This window comes from Pedobacter psychrodurus, from assembly GCF_032678585.1.
GTDB classification, from domain to species: domain Bacteria; phylum Bacteroidota; class Bacteroidia; order Sphingobacteriales; family Sphingobacteriaceae; genus Pedobacter; species Pedobacter psychrodurus_A.
Window position 1 is genome coordinate 46,424 of sequence record NZ_JAVTSN010000016.1, and the last position, 16,265, is coordinate 62,688.

Annotated in this window: 16 protein-coding genes; 10 read left to right on the plus strand and 6 right to left on the minus strand. The window is 38.7% G+C overall.

What is annotated here, in order from left to right; genetic code table 11:
- The first annotated feature begins 178 nt into the window (after positions 1-178).
- Positions 179-553 (plus strand): hypothetical protein, encoded by a 375-nt coding sequence (locus tag R2S57_RS12460; RefSeq protein WP_316845279.1) that lies wholly within the window; start codon positions 179-181, stop codon positions 551-553.
- A gap of 53 nt (positions 554-606) precedes the next feature.
- On the opposite strand, the gene R2S57_RS12465 is transcribed toward R2S57_RS12460, so the two are convergent.
- A complete protein-coding gene (locus R2S57_RS12465) occupies positions 607-861 on the minus strand; it encodes a hypothetical protein (RefSeq protein ID WP_316845280.1) in 255 nt (84 codons plus the stop codon).
- On the opposite strand from R2S57_RS12465, the gene R2S57_RS12470 reads away from it, so the two are divergent.
- Complete coding sequence (locus R2S57_RS12470; RefSeq protein WP_316845281.1) at positions 860-1,312, plus strand: hypothetical protein; 453 nt, start codon at positions 860-862, stop codon at positions 1,310-1,312. The genes R2S57_RS12465 and R2S57_RS12470 overlap by 2 nt on opposite strands.
- Positions 1,313-1,394: 82 nt before the next feature.
- Positions 1,395-2,777 carry an MBL fold metallo-hydrolase gene (locus R2S57_RS12475; protein ID WP_316845282.1) on the plus strand — a complete coding sequence of 461 codons (1,383 nt, stop codon included), beginning with the start codon at positions 1,395-1,397 and terminating at the stop codon, positions 2,775-2,777.
- A gap of 128 nt (positions 2,778-2,905) precedes the next feature.
- On the opposite strand, the gene R2S57_RS12480 is transcribed toward R2S57_RS12475, so the two are convergent.
- A complete protein-coding gene (locus R2S57_RS12480; RefSeq protein ID WP_316845283.1) occupies positions 2,906-4,153 on the minus strand; it encodes a glutamate-5-semialdehyde dehydrogenase in 1,248 nt (415 codons plus the stop codon).
- A 128-nt stretch (positions 4,154-4,281) separates the two neighbouring features.
- Positions 4,282-5,361 (minus strand): glutamate 5-kinase, encoded by a 1,080-nt coding sequence (gene proB / locus R2S57_RS12485; RefSeq protein WP_316845284.1) that lies wholly within the window; start codon positions 5,359-5,361, stop codon positions 4,282-4,284.
- A gap of 218 nt (positions 5,362-5,579) precedes the next feature.
- On the opposite strand from proB, the gene R2S57_RS12490 reads away from it, so the two are divergent.
- The 4 genes from R2S57_RS12490 to def all read left to right on the plus strand — a co-directional run bounded on the left by R2S57_RS12490 (position 5,580) and on the right by def (position 10,251).
- Positions 5,580-7,730 carry a S9 family peptidase gene (locus R2S57_RS12490; protein ID WP_316845285.1) on the plus strand — a complete coding sequence of 717 codons (2,151 nt, stop codon included), beginning with the start codon at positions 5,580-5,582 and terminating at the stop codon, positions 7,728-7,730.
- 104 nt (positions 7,731-7,834) lie between these two features.
- On the plus strand, positions 7,835-8,287 hold the full coding sequence (locus R2S57_RS12495) for a hypothetical protein (protein ID WP_316845286.1): 453 nt from the start codon (positions 7,835-7,837) through the stop codon (positions 8,285-8,287).
- A gap of 26 nt (positions 8,288-8,313) precedes the next feature.
- Entirely contained in the window at positions 8,314-9,546 is a 1,233-nt protein-coding gene (locus tag R2S57_RS12500) for a pitrilysin family protein (RefSeq protein WP_316845287.1), read from the plus strand.
- Between the two features lie 144 nt (positions 9,547-9,690).
- Positions 9,691-10,251, plus strand: coding sequence for a peptide deformylase (gene def, locus R2S57_RS12505; RefSeq protein ID WP_316845288.1), 561 nt, complete (start codon positions 9,691-9,693; stop codon positions 10,249-10,251).
- A gap of 230 nt (positions 10,252-10,481) precedes the next feature.
- Here the strand turns inward: def and R2S57_RS12510 are convergent, their stop codons facing one another.
- The 3 genes from R2S57_RS12510 to R2S57_RS12520 are packed head-to-tail and all read right to left on the minus strand — an operon-like array spanning position 10,482 to position 12,527.
- Entirely contained in the window at positions 10,482-11,117 is a 636-nt protein-coding gene (locus tag R2S57_RS12510) for a hypothetical protein (protein WP_316845289.1), read from the minus strand.
- A 53-nt stretch (positions 11,118-11,170) separates the two neighbouring features.
- On the minus strand, positions 11,171-11,416 hold the full coding sequence (locus tag R2S57_RS12515; RefSeq protein ID WP_316845290.1) for a NifU family protein: 246 nt from the start codon (positions 11,414-11,416) through the stop codon (positions 11,171-11,173).
- 34 nt (positions 11,417-11,450) lie between these two features.
- Positions 11,451-12,527 carry an Mrp/NBP35 family ATP-binding protein gene (locus R2S57_RS12520; RefSeq protein WP_316845291.1) on the minus strand — a complete coding sequence of 359 codons (1,077 nt, stop codon included), beginning with the start codon at positions 12,525-12,527 and terminating at the stop codon, positions 11,451-11,453.
- A 131-nt stretch (positions 12,528-12,658) separates the two neighbouring features.
- On the opposite strand from R2S57_RS12520, the gene R2S57_RS12525 reads away from it, so the two are divergent.
- From R2S57_RS12525 to R2S57_RS12535, 3 genes are all read left to right on the plus strand, one after another.
- The gene (locus tag R2S57_RS12525) at positions 12,659-14,815 is read left to right on the plus strand and encodes a biosynthetic peptidoglycan transglycosylase (protein ID WP_316845292.1); all 2,157 of its coding nucleotides are present in this window, start codon (positions 12,659-12,661) and stop codon (positions 14,813-14,815) included.
- A gap of 150 nt (positions 14,816-14,965) precedes the next feature.
- A complete protein-coding gene (gene hpt, locus R2S57_RS12530) occupies positions 14,966-15,508 on the plus strand; it encodes a hypoxanthine phosphoribosyltransferase (RefSeq protein WP_316845293.1) in 543 nt (180 codons plus the stop codon).
- Between the two features lie 55 nt (positions 15,509-15,563).
- On the plus strand, positions 15,564-16,223 hold the full coding sequence (locus R2S57_RS12535; RefSeq protein ID WP_316845294.1) for a phosphatidylserine decarboxylase family protein: 660 nt from the start codon (positions 15,564-15,566) through the stop codon (positions 16,221-16,223).
- Positions 16,224-16,265: the final 42 nt, after the last annotated feature.

Here is a 16,265-nt window from a genome sequence, read left to right on the forward strand (position 1 = left end):
TCTTTTGTTTTTTTTTAAAAAAGACAAATCCGCTGTATTACAGCATTTTAAAATAAAAAATAATTTCATTTCATCAGATTTTACAGGCCTATTTCTTTAATAGAAATGATCTTCTGGCATAGTCATTGTCATAGGGCTGTTACATTTATCCTATTAAAAAATAAAAAAAGTGAAAGAGATGAAAAAGACAGTTCAAATTTTCAGCATGCTATTGATAGCATTAACCGTAATGGTATCGTGTAAAAAAGATACCGATCCCGCAGACAAAGATTTCTTCGTAGGTACCTACAATGGAACCGTTTCTTACCGTAATGGCGAAACAACCATTAACAGTTCTGACGGTAAAGTAACCGTAAGCAAAGTTGGCGAAACGTATAATTTTTATTTTGGCAACAACATTCCTGACATTACAGGTGTGAAGTTTGAAAAGAAAAGCGACAATAGTTATGTAAGTGTAGGCTCAGGCTTAACTGGTATTAGCATTGATGCCAGCAACCTCAAAGTTCTGGTTGTAAAAGATGGTCAAACCTGGACGGCAAATTGCACCAGGTAAAAACCATAATAAAGCTAAAGGCCCGATCTTAAAAAATCGGGCCTTTTTTATGGCTATAACTCTTCTTCGTCCTCATCCTCTTCTTCAGGCACGTATTTTTCAATGGCCTGACCGATGGCATTCACTTCTTCGTCTTCCTCAAAAATTGGCAATTCGGTTTTATAATCCATTTTTAACCAGATCGATGAAGTATCTTTTTGAATCTGAATATATTCTCTGCCATCTTTAAAAATGGTATAAGAATCATTTCCTTCAGGGAAAACTGAATAGTTGATCGGTCCGATTTCGATATCAAAAGGCTCTTGCATGCTGAATGTTTTTTTTACAAAGATAAAAAATCTTTTCGTTGACTTTGAGCTTGACCGGATATATCATACATTCTTATCTTTATGGGATCAATTGATAAATATGGATTTTTCAAAAGCAGATAACAAGGTAGCCCGAAAATTATTTGAGGTAGCTTTACAAAGAGAATTAATAAAAGGCATGCACGAATTCGCTGAAGTTTTGGATCAATGGAAAACGCAACAGCCTGAAGACAATAGGGATGACTACTATAAGATATTTACTGCACTAAAGGATTTTGACAAACATATCGCCAGAAGATATGACGGCCTCAAAAATTCCTGGTTTTTTGATACTGTCATCGCTATGCTTTTAGACAAAACAATCACACAAGCTGATTTAGAAGATTTTTCAGAAGAAGCCAAAACTGAAATCTTAAGGATTCTAAAATTCAGGGAAAACGACAGACTATAATTAAAAAATTACGCCTGATTGTTTAAAAATCCCATCAATTATACTACTTTACGGCTAAAGAATTTACTGTACAGATAAGAAGATGAAGTTAACGTTTTGGGGCGCGGCACAACAAGTAACAGGCAGTATGCACTTGCTGGAGGTTGGGCATTATAAAATACTGATAGATTGCGGGTTAGATTATGAGAAGGATACCTACCAGGAAGAAAACCAACAATTCCCATTCGATCCGGCAAGCATTAACCTCGTAATTCTAACTCATGCCCATATCGATCACTCTGGCAATTTACCTACGCTGGTACGCCTGGGTTTTGATGGCCAGGTACTCTGTACACCGCCAACTGCCGATTTAACTTCGATATTATTATTCGATTCAGTCGAACTTTTTCTAAGAAAGGCTAGCCGCAAACCACGCACTAAACGCGGCAATTTTAGCGGCCCGAAACCATTGTACCTGCACAAACATGTGATGGATACGATAGATCGTTTTGTAACCATAGCCTTTAACAAAACGTTTAAAATCAATGGCGATATCAGCTTAACTTTTATACCTGTTGGCCATTTACTTGGTGCCGCCGCAGCCATTCTAACCATAAACGATAATGGCATTGAAAAGAAAATCGCCTTTACCGGTGATATCGGTAGAGAAAACTACCCCGTTTTGGTTAATCCAGAACCCTTGCCAGAAGTCGATTATCTGGTAAGTGAAGCAACCTACGGCGGTAGAATGCACACCAAAGACCAAACACTGGAAGAACGATTGGTGCAGGAAATAACCGAAGCCTGCATTAAAAGCCCTGGTCGATTGATTATTCCGGCATTTAGCATCGGCCGAACACAATCACTGGTATTTGCCCTGAACCAGATATTTACCAAAAAACTTTTACCGCCCGTTCAAATCTTTGTAGATAGCCCTATGGCCATTCAAGCTACAGAGGTTTACCGGAAACACCACAGCCTGGTAAACCAGGAAGCAAAAGATTTTTACCAAACCATGGGCGATGAATTTGAATTTGAGCATTTGGCTTATGTTCAAACGATGAAAGAAAGTAAAGATGTTTCCAATTACTTTGATCCCTGCATTATCATTTCATCTGCTGGTATGTTAGAGGGTGGAAGAATCCAGGATCACCTGTATTATAACATTCAGAATTATTATTGTACCATTCTCTTTATTGGCTATTGCGCAAAAGGAACGCTGGGTCATAAATTATTAAGTGGTGCACCAATTGTACGCATTAAAGACCGCGAAATGATGGTTTATGCCACAATACACCAAACCGATCTTTTAAGTGGCCACGGCGATCATAACGATCTGGTAAAAACAATAAAACAAACGGGGCAGCCCAAAAAGGTATTTTTGGTCCACGGTGAAGACAAAAGTCTGCAAAGTTTATCGCTGGCTTTACAAGAAGATGGTTTTAATGTAGCTGTACCTGAAAGGGGAGAGGTTTTTGAACTTTAGTTCAGTTGGCCATTGGCCATCGGGTCCGCCCGAATTACGATGACACGAACAGCATTCATTGGTCATTGTAAATTAATGATCGATAATTCATTCCCTTCCATCATCCATTTTACATCCTCCATAAAACATCAACCCCTCACTTGTCCATCACCTTGCACCACCCACTTATAACTGGTTAGTTCTTCTAACCCCATTGGTCCGCGGGCGTGTAGTTTTTGTGTACTAATACCAATTTCGGCGCCAAGGCCAAATTGTGCACCATCCGTAAATCCGGTTGAGGCATTGGCATAAACCGCAGCAGCATCTACCTCGTTTAAAAATTGAGCAATGTTAGCGGCATCTTCTGAGATAATGGCTTCACTATGTTTAGAACTATAATCAGCAATATGGTTCAATGCTTCGGTCAAATCAGCTACTACTTTAACAGCCAGTTTTAGTGATAAAAATTCGGTTCCAAAATGTTCAGACTTGGCTTGGTTTAACAATTGTGCTGGGTAAGAAGCTTTTAGTACCGCATAACTTTTTTCATCAGCAAATAGCTCCACATTTCCATCAGCCAAAGGAGATAAAAGTGCAGGCACATCGTTAAGCCTGTTTTGATTGATCAGCACACAGTCCAAAGAATTACAAACACTTACCCTTCTGGTTTTGGCGTTAAAAATAATCGCTTTGCCTTTCTCTAAATCTCCTGATTCATCAAAATAAGTATGTACAATTCCTGCCCCGGTTTCAATAACAGGGATTTTACTGTTTTCTCGGACGTAGTTAATTAACGACTGGCTTCCCCTTGGAATTAAAACGTCGACAAAACCGCGTGCATTTAACAAGGCTTCGGTTGCTGCTCTTTCCGCAGGCAAAAGTGTTAAAACGTCGGGACTAATTCCATACCTATCCAATACACCATGGATCACCTTTGTAATAGCAAGATTTGAGCATTCAGCATCACTTCCACCTTTCAGCACCGCCACATTTCCGGTTTTAAAACAGAGTGAAAAGACATCGGCTGTAACATTCGGACGGGCTTCGTAAATTACGCCAACAACACCCAGTGGCACACTTATTTTTTTAATATGGAGTTTGTTCTCTAAGGTTTTATCTGAAAGAATTTTACCCAACGGGCTGTTTAAACCTGCAACATTTTTAAGGTCGTTAGCAATATCTGAAATACGTGTTGCGCTTAACTTTAACCTATCGTATTTTGGATCCTCGATGGGCATTTTAGCCAAGTCTTTTGCATTTTCTGCAAGTATTTCAGCTGTATTAGCCAATAAAGCAACAGACAGATCTGTTAAAACAGCATCAGTTGTTTCTTTGCTTAAGCTAATCAATTTACGACTGGCTTGTTTTGCTTTTTCGAAGTATTGTTTGTAATCCATTTTTGTCTTATTAACCGCAAAGAGCGCTAAGTTTTTGCAGAGAAACGCTAAGTCAGGTGCATATTTACGCTTGTTTATCTAACTCTGCGTTTCTTTGCATTTCCTTTGTGGCCTTTGCGGTAAGGCTTTTAAATCGTTGAATAAAAATAATCGTAATGCACCAGTGCTTTTTGTTTCTTCTGCCCGATTCTTTCTCTGGCCTTATCCGATCCGTATTCTGCTATACCTAGGCCGATCAGGTTATTTTTTTCGTCGACAATTTTAATAATATCACCTTTTAAAAAATCTGTTTGAATTTCGATGATTCCTACGGGCAATAAGCTGGTGGCTTTGCCTGAGGTTAATACTGTTTTTGCCCCATCATTTAATTTCACCACACCTGTTGCGGCTGTTTCAGAATGGGCAATCCATTTTTTCTTGCCTGATTTACTTTTTTCGGGTACGAAGCGCGTATGCACCAGGTCGTTATTTAATAAAGAGGTAAGTACATTGTCGTTCGTTCCATTGGCAATATGGACCGTGATGCCCAGTTTCGCTACTTTTTGTGCCATGGTCGATTTAGTGATCATCCCACCACGGCCAAACTGTGATTTGCCCGTTTGTATAAAGGAGGCCAGGTTAGCAACCGAACCATTAATTTCCTCAATAACAGCCGATCCTTCAATTTTGGGATCACCATTATAAATACCATTTACGTTTGATAAAATGATCAGTGCATCTGCATTTAACATCGAAGCGATCAGTCCGGCCAGCTCATCATTATCGGTAAACATCAGCTCGGTAACCGATACCACATCATTCTCGTTCACCACCGGGATAACCTCATTCTGAAGTAAAATCTGAAGGCAGTTTTTCATGTTTAGATAATGTGCCCGGTCGCGAAAATCTTCCTTTGTTACCAGAACCTGAGCACATTGTATGGCATGTTCTGCAAAGAAATTAGCATAGGTATTAATCAATTTCACCTGGCCAATGGCCGCCAATAGTTGTCGCGTGGTAACGGCATCCTGTTTTTCGGAAACTTTGATCAAACTTCTGCCCGATGCTACTGCACCTGAAGAAACCAGAATAACTTCGATGCCTTGTTTTTTAATCTCAGCCAATTGATTCACAAGATGTTTAATCCTGGCTTCATCAGGTAAACCATTCGCTTGTGTAATTACATTTGAACCTACTTTAACAACTATTTTTTTGTACCCTAATTTCATTGTGATCTTCAAACCGTTTGGATGTGGCAATTTAACATCAATTTTTCTAATTCAGATGATTATCTATAGGCATAATGGATTTTTGTTAAAATGATAATTTTGTTTGGCGCTAAGTGCTCTGAGATGGGTGTAGACCATCAACCCACTAATCAACCAATGACAAATGAACTACTGAACTAAAAAATTATTAAATTGCAAACAACCTAAATCAAACCACTATGAAACGTATCTTACCCGGTCTAATCGTACTTAGTGCAATTACGGCTTGTAACCATCCACAAAAAAAAGAAATGAAACCGATAAAATGGCCGGATGCGAAAGCTCCAATAGCAGAAATTATTCCTCATCAAAGAGTTGTACATGGCGATACCGTAGTAGACAATTATTATTGGATGATCGATTACTTTAAAAAAGGACCTGATAGCACAAAAGTTGTCGATTATCTAAAAGCCGAAAATACTTACCTCAATACCATGATGAAAAGTACAGATCAGTTTCAGGCAGATCTGTTTAAAGAAATGAAGGGTAGGATTAAAGAAAAGGATGAATCTGTTCCTGTTTTCAAAAATGGCTATTTCTATTATACCAGAACAGAAGATGGACAGCAATACTTTAAATATTGCCGCAAAAAAGGAAGTTTAACCGCAGCCGAAGAAATACTTTTAGATGTAGATGATCTGGCAAAAGGCCATTCCTATTATAGTGCAACAGGTTTTAGTGTTAGTCCCGACAACAAACTTTTAGCCTTTGGGGTTGATCAGGTTTCGCGCCGTCAGTACACCATCAACATTAAAAATTTAGAAACAGGCGAGATTTTGAAAGATGCCATTACCAATACGGAAGGTGGCGTTGCCTGGGCAAATGATAACAAAACATTCTTTTATACGTCAAAAAATCCCGTTACACTTTTAAGCGAAAAAATTAAAAAACATACTTTAGGTTCCGATGCCAAGACAGATGCGGTTGTTTACAATGAAAAAGACAATAGCAACTACATTGGGGTGATGAAATCAAAAAACGGGCGTTACATTTTTATCGGCTCGCAGGGAACCTTAACAGCAGAATATAGAATGATTGATGCCGACCATCCTGAAGCGGCTTTTAAAGTATTTTCTCCCCGTTCGAAAGATGTTTTATACGATATTCTGCCTGTAGATGATAAATTCTACATTATAACCAACTGGAATGCCAAAAATTTCCGCTTGATGGAATGCCCTTTGGATAAGACAGAAAAAGAAAACTGGAAAGAGGTTATTCCAAACCGCAAAGATGTGTTATTGGAATATGGAGAAGAATTTAAAGACCATCTGGTTTTATCAGAACGTAAAAATGGTTTAACCGAATTGCGCGTGCTCAAAAAAGATGGTAGCGATTATTATATCAAGTTCGAAGAGCCAGTTTATGCTGCTGGCGTAGGTGCAAATCCGGAATATAATAGTAAAACATTGCGCTATTCGTATACTTCATTAACCACTCCAAATTCAGTTTACGATTACGATTTGGAGAAAAAGGATAAAAAACTGATGAAACAGCAGGAAGTTGTTGGCGGTTACGATCCTAAAGATTATGCAACAGAACGTATTTTCGCTACGGCAAAAGATGGCACAAAAATCCCTATTGCTTTGGTTTACAAAAAAGGCTTTGAAAAGAACGGAAACGCGCCTTTATTACTTTACGCATATGGATCTTATGGGTCGAGTACCGATGCTACGTTCTCTTCGCCAAGATTAAGCCTGTTAAACCGTGGTTTTGTTTTCGCCATTGCCAATATCCGTGGCGGGCAGGAAATGGGCCGCCAGTGGTATGAAGATGGTAAACTGATGAAAAAGAAAAATACTTTTACCGATTTTATTTCGGCAGGGGAATATCTGGTTGATCAGAAATACACTTCAAAAGGTCATTTATATGCGCATGGTGGTAGTGCAGGTGGATTATTGATGGGCGCAGTTGCCAATATGGCACCAGATTTATGGAACGGCATTATTGCCGATGTTCCCTTTGTCGATGTAATTAACACCATGCTTGATGAAAGCATTCCTTTAACTACAAATGAGTTCGACGAGTGGGGAAATCCAAAACAAAAAGCGGCCTACGATTATATGAAAAGTTATTCGCCTTACGAAAATGTCGAGAAGAAAGCTTATCCAAACATGCTGGTTACTACGGGCTTGCACGATAGTCAGGTGCAGTATTTTGAGCCAGCCAAATGGGTAGCTAAATTAAGGGCAACGAAAACTGATAAAAATGTTTTATTGCTTAAAACGAACATGGAATTTGGTCACGGCGGCGCATCAGGCCGGTTTGATTATTTAAAAGATGTGTCGTTGCGCTGGGCTTTTTTATTCTCGTTGGAAGGCATAACTAAATAATTTTAGTTGCTTTGTCATTCTGAGCTTGTCGAAGAACCTTATGATAATGTTTCGACAGGCTCAACATGACAATCTATTTTAATCCAAATTATTCTAAATCCATAATGAACACCAAACTAAAAACACTCCAAATTATTCACCTTGCTTTATGCTCGGGCGTTTTTCTTTTTGCATTGGTAACTATCTTTCTTAATCGTGAAATGATGTTTTTTGATGCCAATCCCAAAACCACTTCACCTTTTAATCCAATATTTCCAATTATGGGGTTGATTACCATTTCGGCAAGCATCTTTTTTCACAGAAATTTAATAGCAAAAATCGACAAAAATGCAACCGCCGATACTAAGATCAATATGTACCAAAGTGCATTTATCATTAGCGCTGCAATGCTAGAAGGGGGTGCGCTCTTCAACATTGTCGGATTTTTTATTACGCATAATTCGTTCTTTTTGATCTTCGGCATAGCCAATTTTATTTTTTTGGTATTGAAAAGGCCAACAAAAGATAAATTGATCTCCGCTTTACAATTGCAATACCCAGATACAGAGTCATTGTAAGCAATTAGCCTTATCTTTGCCCTTCAATGGAATACAATGTTCACACTTTGCCAAACGGCATACGCTTATTGCATGTGCCCTCGGCCTCTGCCATATCTCACGCTTGCATCATCGTTAATACAGGGTCGCGCGACGAGCCTGAAAACAAAGCTGGCTTAGCCCATTTTATCGAACATCTGATTTTTAAACGGACTGAAAAACGCAGCACAAATCAGATTTTAAACCGTCTAGAGAGCGTTGGAGCAGATTTAAATGCCTATACCACAAAAGAATATACATGCGTACATGCCTCGTTTTTAAATCCATATCTCGATAGAACTTTAGATCTCTTCAACGATATTATGTTCCATTCTACTTTTCCGGAAGAAGAAATGGATAAAGAAAAAAGTGTAATCCTGGATGAGATTTCTTCTTATTTAGATCAACCGGAAGAAGCCATTAACGATGATTTCGAGGATATGCTTTTCGCTGGTCATGCGCTTGGGAATAATATTTTAGGCACAACCGAATCTGTTCAACAGTTCACCCGCGAGGATGTCATAAATTTCAGAAAGGCCAATTACCGCACAAACGAAATTGTAGTAGCTGTTTTGGGTAATTATACTTTAAACAGTGTTATAAATAAAGGGACTAAACATTTTGCCAGTGTCGAAGAGAACAATCCAAGTAAAATAAGGGTAAAACCAGCTACACTTGCGCAAAGCAATACCACCATTTATAAACCGATTATGCAGGCACACTGTATTTTGGGCACTCAGGCTTATTCTACACATCAATCGCAAAAGGTGCCTTTGATGTTGTTGAACAATTATTTTGGTGGCAACGGAATGAGTTCGGTTTTGAACCTGCAGATCAGAGAGAAATACGGTATAGCGTATACCATTGAATCTAATTTCTCACCATTAAGCGATACTGGTATCTTTTCTATTTATTTCGGAACCGATAAAGAAAAACAGACCAGGGCCCTTTCTTTGATTTTCAAGGAGATCAAAAAACTCAGAGAACATCCTTTAAACGAGTTACAGTTACAAAAAGCCAAAAACAAATTTATCGGACAAATTGCCTTGGGAGAAGAAAACAGGATTGGTTTGATTATATCGATGGCCAAAAGCCTGATTGATCACAATAAAATAGATTCTTTGGAAACTGTTTTTGAGAAAATAAATGCGGTTACGACAAGTCAAATGGCAGCAGTTACCGACGAGATTTTAGATATTGAGCAACTGAATATCTTTACTTTCTGTCCAATAGAGGAATAATTCTTATTTTTGTAAGTCAAAATCTTTCGTTTTGTCATCCTGAGCCCGTCGAAGGACTTAACCATGGGTCTTTGACAAGCTCAGACTGACAGCGTTTTACAATAATTAACAAGCTCAGATTTATTTCTGAAAAACTATAATACAATGAAATTACCAATAGTAGCTTACGGCGATCCTGTTTTAAAAAAGATAGGAACCGATATCGATAAAGATTATCCAGAATTAAAACAATTGATCAGTGATATGTTCGACACCATGTATTATGCAAATGGTGTGGGCTTAGCGGCTCCTCAGATTGGCTTGCCTATCCGCCTTTTTATTGTAGATACAGGTGAAGATGACGATGGGAAGCCCGGTTACAAAAAGGTATTTATCAATGCAGAAATTTTGGAAGAAACAGGTGAAGCCTGGAGTTTTAACGAAGGCTGTTTAAGTATTCCTGATATCCGCGAAAACATCATGCGTAAACCGAACATCAAGATTACTTATTTTGACGAAAACTGGGTAGAGCATACAGATGATGTAGATGGAATGCCTGCACGCGTAATTCAACACGAATACGACCACATTGAAGGTAAATTATTTACCGATAAAGTAAGCGTACTCCGTAAAACAATGCTGAAAAGTAAGCTGGATGCGATTTCGAAAGGAAATATCAAAACAGATTACAAAATGAAGTTTCCGAATAAGAGTAAAAAAAGATAATATTTGCTGAAAGATGTTAGAGGGGAAATGGAAACGTTTTCCCTTTTATTATTTAATACCCACCCTCATTAATCACCCTCTTGCGTCCTCCTGCACTTGTTTCAGGATCTTAATAACGCCATAGATCCTGAAATAAATTCAGGAGGGCGACTGATGAATAAATCAAGTAATTATTTTCAAGTAATCGGCTAGGCACCCAAGACTAAAGACTCCGAACTCAAGACTCCAGACTAATTTGTCCGGCTCTTATCTCCATCAAAAATCTGCTGCATCAGCTTGCCCCAGGCGAAAGGATTAAGTAGGGGGTTGGTTTGCACCATGTTTTTATTGATCATCCTATCGAAATTATAACGATAATTCTGGCTGCCGATTTCCTGCCCATCACGAGGCAACGTTTGGATCAAACCATCAATTGATGCGCGTGACAGGTTCTTTTTGGCAATGGCCATATCATCATCCGCCAGTTTCATCGATAAAAACTCGCGGGTAAATTCTTCAGTTGTGGCCCAGGGGAAAACACGCACCGATGGTAAATCGATCACATTGGATTTCAATTTAACCATAATCGTGTATTTGCTGTCTGGCGTACTTTCGGGAATTACCGTAGAAAACTTTTTATAACCAATGGCTGTAAATAAAATGGTGTCGCCAGGATTTACAATGAAAGTAAAATACCCTCTATAATCGGCACCAACCCTTTTACTCTTGGTAGAAAGATTGGTGATGGTAACATAAGGAATCACATTTGAGCTATCGATATCCGTAATAATTCCGGAAAATTGGATAAGTTTATCCTGTGCCGGCCTTTGTTGCGAAAAAGCGGTTACAGAAAAAATTAAGCAAATCAGGGCAATACAATATCTCATTAAGACAAAAGTAATTTTATTAATAAAACTTCCTTGTTAAATAGTGTTAAAGCTTACTCTTGCTCTACCATGTTTATGGCAACTACCGAAGTAATCTGTGGAACAGCTTTCATAATTGCCTGTTCGATGCCAGATTTCATCGTCATGAAACTCATTGGACAAGAACCACAGCTGCCTAAAAGTTTAAGCTTTACCGTTCCTTCTGATGTAATTTCTTCAACAGAAACATCACCTCCGTCAGCCTTTAAATACGGTCTGATAGTTTCTAATGCCTGTTCTACTTGTTCTGTTAAATTCATTATGTATATTTTAATTTATAAAAATAGTAATTTTTTAGCAATTCACCATTTGTGCATTGTTGATGGATATCTGCTGTGCAATTTTACTTGCAATATCACCAAATATCACATCCAGCAAAGGATTTTGGTTCAAAGCTACTGGTTTCCCATTATCTCCGGCTTCCGAAATACTCTGTATGATCGGAATTTCTCCTAAAAATGGCACATCAAACCGTTCTGCCAGTTTGGTACCGCCTCCTTTTCCGAAGATATAATATTTATTATCCGGCAATTCTGCAGGTGTAAAATACGACATGTTTTCAATAACACCTAAAATTGGAATATTAATTCCCGGCATCCTGAACATCGCTAAACCTTTGTGTGTATCGGCCAGGGCAACCTGCTGAGGTGTAGTCACCACCACTGCTCCCGAAATCGGGAAACTTTGCGTAATGGTAATATGGATATCGCCCGTCCCCGGTGGAAGATCTACAATCAGATAATCCAGTTCGCCCCAATTGGTATCGTTAAATAACTGCTTTACCGCGTTTGAAGCCATTGGTCCGCGCCAAGGCACCGGTTGCCCGGGATCAGCAAAAAAGCCTAAAGACAATAATTTGATCCCGTATTTTTCAATCGGTAAAATTTTAGTTTTACCATCTGCGGTTTCTTCAGCACCTGGTTTTGCATCTACCAGATCGAACATCGTGGGTACCGACGGGCCATAGATATCGGCATCGATAAGGCCAACTTTTGCACCATCTTTAGCCAATACAACGGCCAGATTACTCGCTACAGTAGATTTACCAACACCTCCTTTTCCAGATGAAACCAAAATGATGTTTTTGATGTTATCTAGTGATGATGAATTACTTGGCTGGGTAACCCGCGAAGTTACATTGATGATTACTTCTGCCGCTGGCGATACAAAATGTTTGATCGCATTGGTACAGGCATTTTTTAGCATATCCTTCATCGGACATGCTGGCGTAGTAAGTTCTAATGTAAAGTTGACCTGGTTATCCGTGATCTGTAAATCTTTAATCATGTTTAAAGTAACCAGATCTTTTTTAAGATCAGGATCTTCAACATTTTTAAGCGCATCTAAAACTTGTTGCGGGCTAATCTGCATGGTATTCATTTAAATTCAAAATTAACAAAACATAGCCACATATACTTTTATTTAGGCTTTTTAACTGTAATTTTAACACGAAATAAACATTTAATTGTTACGTTTAAGCAATTAACCATTTTAACGACTATATGCGAATACCAAAAATTAAGATCCCCAAAAAATATTTAAAAATCGGAGCCTGGGTTTTAGGTGTTTTTTTAGTCGTTTGTATTGCTTTAGGTGCAGTGGCCTACAGCAAAAGGGAAGCGCTTCTTAAAAAAATGGTAGCCAAGGCAATCGCCAAGGCCGACAAGGATTATGGGCTGGAAGTGAAGATCGGTTCCGCTGGTTTTACAGGATTAAGTACTGTAAAAATGACCAATATTTCTGTTGTCCCAAAAGATAGGGATACCCTTTCGAACATTGGGGAGCTCCGTGTAGGCGTAAAACTCTTTCCGCTGATTTTCGGAAATGTAAAATTATCAGAAGTAAAACTGAACGACGGTTTTGTAAGTGTGGTGCTTAAAGATTCGACCACGAATATCGATTTCATCTTAAAAAGAAAGAAAAAAGACAGTACAGAAAACAAGGGCAAAGTTAATTTGTCAGAAATCGCCAGCAATATCTTAAATCAGGTTTTGTACAAAATACCTGATGATATGGATGTGCAGAACATGATTTTTAAATTAAACGATCATGATACCGCCAAACTAAGTTTTGCAACCATGGCAACAATTGATGGTGGCAATTTGAAATCGGCAATAAATGTAAACAACGGCGAGTCTACCTGGCATGTTGATGGTTATGTAAATCCGGGAAGCAAAGAGTTAAGATTTACGGCATATGCGGATGGAAAGAAACTCGAACTGCCATACCTGAACGATAAACTCCATGCAAAAATCAGCTTTGATACTTTACAAACTGAACTTAAAAATGCGAAATACAGTGGCGATGATTATAAGATATCGGGTTCCTGGGCGGTAAAAAATATGTTGATTAACCAACCGCGGATTGCTTCAAACGATATCATTGTACAAAGTGCAAAATTAGATGCAGATATTTTAGTTGGTCCAAATTACATTGCCCTGGATAGTACATCAACCGCTTACCTTAAAAATGCGCAGATTCATCCTTATGTAAAATACACATTAGGAAAGAACAAGATTTACGAGTTAAAGTTAAATGCCGAAGAGCAAGACGCACAGGGGGTTTTAGATGCTTTTCCACAAGGTCTTTTCGAATCTCTGGAAGGATTAAAAGTACAGGGCAAGGTTAAATACAACCTTAATTTTTATCTGGACACTAAAGTGCCTGATAGTGTTCGTTTTAGCTCGACTTTAAGCCCTGTGGGTTTTAAAATTGTACAATGGGGCAAAACGAATTTACAGAAAATCAACAGCCCATTCGTTTATACGCCTTACGAGTATGGCAAACCGATGCGCGATATCACTATTGGTCCATCAAATTCAAATTTTACACCGTTATCTGCTATTTCCAAAAACTTTATAAACGCCGTTTTAACAGCAGAAGATCCTTCCTTTTTTACACACAATGGCTTTGTTGAAGAGTCGATCCGTAAATCGATTGCCGTAAACTTTAAAGAAAAGAAATTTAAGCGTGGTGGCAGTACCATCAGCATGCAACTGGTTAAAAACGTGTATTTAAGCCGTCAGAAAACCTTAGCCCGCAAAGCAGAAGAGATATTAATTGTTTGGCTGATCGAACACAATCACCTGGTAAGCAAGCAACGAATGCTCGAGGTGTATTTCAATATTATGGAATTGGGCCAGAATATTTATGGAATAGGCGAGGCATCCAGGTATTATTTTGGAAAACAACCCGCCGATTTAACCATAGGCGACGGATTGTTCCTGGCCAGCATTGTCCCGAAACCAAAGGCATCGATGTATAAATTTATGGCAGATGGAAGCTTAAAACCCTACATGTTCAACTATTTCAGGTTTATGGGAAATATTATGGCAAGGAGAGGTTTAGTGGCCAGCGATACTTCTGGTTACGGTTTCTATAATGTTCGTTTAAGGGAAGGCCTGCGCCAGTACCTGGCACCTGATACCGCTGTTATCGACACCTCTGCTTTTGATGATGACGGAGATGGATTGCCAGTTGTAATTGTACACGATAAAAATAAAAGTTTCTTCGAACGCCTTTTTGGTGGTGGAGCTAAAAAAGATACCACAAGCAAACCGGTAAGCAGCCCGGCAGACACCACTAAAACCAAAAAACAATTGAGGCAAGAACGCAGGGAAGAGCGGAAACGACAAAAGGAGCTGGAAAAAACCCAATAGTAGTTTGCAGTCGGGTGTTTGGAGTTTGGAGATGATGAAACGACAACAGTTTTCAATTAGGAGTTTACAGTTCTCAGTTAATCCCAACAATTAACCGCTTAACCGATTTAAACAATTAACCAATATTAAAACAAACCATTCAACAGCGGCATGCACAAAATAAAAGTAGAAGATAAAGAGTTCGAAATATTTTTAGAGAACGATACTTTAAACAAGCGGATCCGTTTGTTGGGCATCCAGATCAATGTTGATTATGAAGGGAAATGCCCGTTGTTTATTGGCGTGCTCAATGGAAGTTTTTTATTCATGGCTGATTTAATCAAAGAAGTTGATGTACCCTGCGAAGTGGCTTTTATGCGTGTGGCTTCTTACGAGGGAACCTCAAGTTCAGGAAACATAAAAGAACTAATTGGTCTGCCAGAAAATATCGAAGGAAGGGATATTATTATTGTGGAAGATATTGTAGATACCGGCCTAACCTTAACGCATATTTTAAAAACGATCAGGGGAAAAAATCCGGCATCCGTTAAAGTAGCCTCACTTTTACTTAAACCCAGTGCTTTAAAATACGAAATTGAAGACCTGGAATATGTCGGTTTTGAAATACCTAATGAGTTTGTGGTGGGCTATGGACTAGATTACAATGGCCTTGGCAGAAACTTAACCGATATTTATAGAGCAACCGAGGCATAATTTTTAGATTGGATTAATTTATTTTTCGCACCTTTGCCCAATAATTCCGAACACAATGACCATACATAAAGAAGGCTACACTACCATTGCCTTAAGCATATTGTTTATTTTCGTAATCAACGCAGTAGTTGATTACAAATATCACGACATCACCTGGCTACGCTGGTTCATTTATATCTTTTCAGCCGCCTTATTTATTATTGTACTGCAGTTCTTCCGCAATCCTAGCCGCAGTTTTTCTTCAGGAGAAAACTTAGTCATTTGCCCGGCGGATGGTAAAGTAGTTGTAATTGAGGAAACAGAAGAAGGTGAATACTTTAAAGACAAACGTTTACAGGTTTCTATTTTTATGTCGCCTGTAAATGTGCACATCAACCGTAACCCGATTTCGGGCGTGGTAAAATTCTTTAAATATCACCCAGGAAAATACCTTGCGGCCTGGAATCCAAAATCGTCAACTGAAAACGAACGCACTACAACCGTTGTTGAGCATAAGAGCGGTACACCTGTATTGTTCCGTCAAATTGCGGGTGCTTTGGCCCGAAGAATTGTATGGTATGTAAAAGAAGGAGATCAGGTGGTACAAACCGAGCAATTTGGTTTTATTAAATTTGGCTCCAGGGTTGATGTTTTTCTTCCTGTAGGAACAAAGGTTGACGTAGAACTTAATCAGGTGGTAAAAGGCGGAATAACTACTCTGGCTACTTTAAGTTAGAAGAACAATATAAACATATAAAAAAGTCGTTCCGATTTATAT